Source organism: Sphingomonas sp. (assembly GCF_048594985.1).
In the GTDB taxonomy this organism is placed as follows: domain Bacteria; phylum Pseudomonadota; class Alphaproteobacteria; order Sphingomonadales; family Sphingomonadaceae; genus Sphingomonas_I.
Genome location: NZ_JBMDXG010000276.1, coordinates 1 through 1,572, shown reverse-complemented (window position 1 = coordinate 1,572; position 1,572 = coordinate 1). Strand labels below are relative to the sequence as shown.

The window sequence follows — 1,572 nt, the reverse complement described above, 5'->3', positions numbered from 1 at the left end:
GTAGGCGGCGGTCGTCTTGGCGCGGACCTCGTCCGCCGTGACGCCGGGCGCGAGTTCGATCAGCCGGAACGCGGTCCGGTGATCGGGCCGGCTGAACACGGCAAGGTCGGTCACGATCATGTCGACGACATTTTGGTCCGTCAGCGGCAGGGTGCAGGCGGGAATGAATTTGGGGCTGCCATCCTTGGCGACATGCTCCATCACGACGATGATCTTCTTGACGCCGGCGACGAGGTCCATCGCCCCGCCCATCCCCTTCACCATCTTGCCCGGGATCATCCAGTTGGCGATGTCGCCCCCTTCCGAGACCTCCATCGCGCCGAGCACGGTTAGGTCGATATGCCCGCCGCGGATCATCGCGAAACTGTCGGACGAGGAGAAATAGCTCGACGAGGGAAGCTGGCTGATCGTCTGCTTGCCGGCGTTGATCAGGTCGGGATCGACATCATCCTCATAGGGAAACGGGCCGATGCCGAGCATGCCGTTTTCCGACTGGAGCGTCACCTCGACGCCCGCCGGCACATGGTTCGCGACCAGGGTCGGGATGCCGATGCCGAGATTGACGTAGAAGCCGTCCTTCAGCTCGCGCGCGGCGCGCGCCGCCATATCGTCGCGGGTCCAGCCATGGTCTGAGGGGGGCATCAATGCGTCTCCGAAGGGCCCGGCCACCGTTTGTCGGCCGGAAACAGGTCGTCGAGGGTTCCGGCCACGCCGGGGCCGTAGACGGGGTTGGGAAGAAGGAACCAGCCCGCACCCCATTTCGCGGCGACGCCGGGCGCCTGCGCGAGCGCGCGACGGCCCTGGACCGACAGGGTGCGCGCGTTGAAGGCATCGCTGAAGTCGCCGAGCTGATCGCCTACCATCGCCAGCACGCAATAACGCGCCGCAACGGCCCGGCGCCGGGCATCCTTGCCCGATCCGGGTGCCACGTCGCCCTTGAGGAACAGGGTCTGGAGATGCGTCGCCGGGCCAAGCCCTGCAGTCGCGAGCGCCGCGACCGCGCCAGCGGCGTTTGCGCTGTCGCGGTTCGATACGAACACGGGGGTCACGCCGGCCGCGCGCAAGGCCGCCAGCGCCTCGACCGCGCCGGGCACGGGCTCGACATAGGCGCTGCCCGTCTTCTCCCATGCATCCCAACGTTTCGGATCATAGGCCGGATCGCCCTGCCGCGCGCCGTCATAGTTCGCGCCGGTGTTGAGAATGGCGGTCTCGTCCATGTCCAGCACGACCGCCGCCGGTTTCGTCCCGCACGGTTCCCAGCGCGGCGCGTCGGGGGTCGCGCCATCGGCCAGGATTACGCTGTCGACCGGTCGTCCGCCCCGGCGGCCGGCATCGGCGGCAAGCACATAGGCGGTCATCTGGCGATAGGTCTGCCGAGAAAGCACCGCCGCCTCGCCCGAGCCGTGCAGCCACTGCAGCGTTTTCGGCACGCTTATCGGCGCGGAGGCCGACGCCGGCGAGGTCTTGTTGTCGACCGCGATCACGCAGCCCGACAGGAGCGGGATCGCCGTCAGCGCGGCGAGGCAGCGTTTCACGCGGCCTCGCGCGGCCGCGTCGTACGGAATTCGACCT

The 1,572-nt window shown here is 68.3% G+C and carries 2 protein-coding genes; both read right to left on the bottom strand.

The genetic code is table 11. The annotated features are described in order from the left end of the window. A partial coding sequence (locus tag ACOJSF_RS11205) for a 3-oxoacid CoA-transferase subunit B (RefSeq protein WP_420142282.1) occupies positions 1-642 on the bottom strand: 642 nt, incomplete at its 3' end. Continuing rightward, positions 642-1,565 carry an HAD family acid phosphatase gene (locus tag ACOJSF_RS11200; RefSeq protein WP_420142283.1) on the bottom strand — a complete coding sequence of 308 codons (924 nt, stop codon included), beginning with the start codon at positions 1,563-1,565 and terminating at the stop codon, positions 642-644. The genes ACOJSF_RS11200 and ACOJSF_RS11205, both read right to left, overlap by 1 nt. Positions 1,566-1,572: the final 7 nt, after the last annotated feature.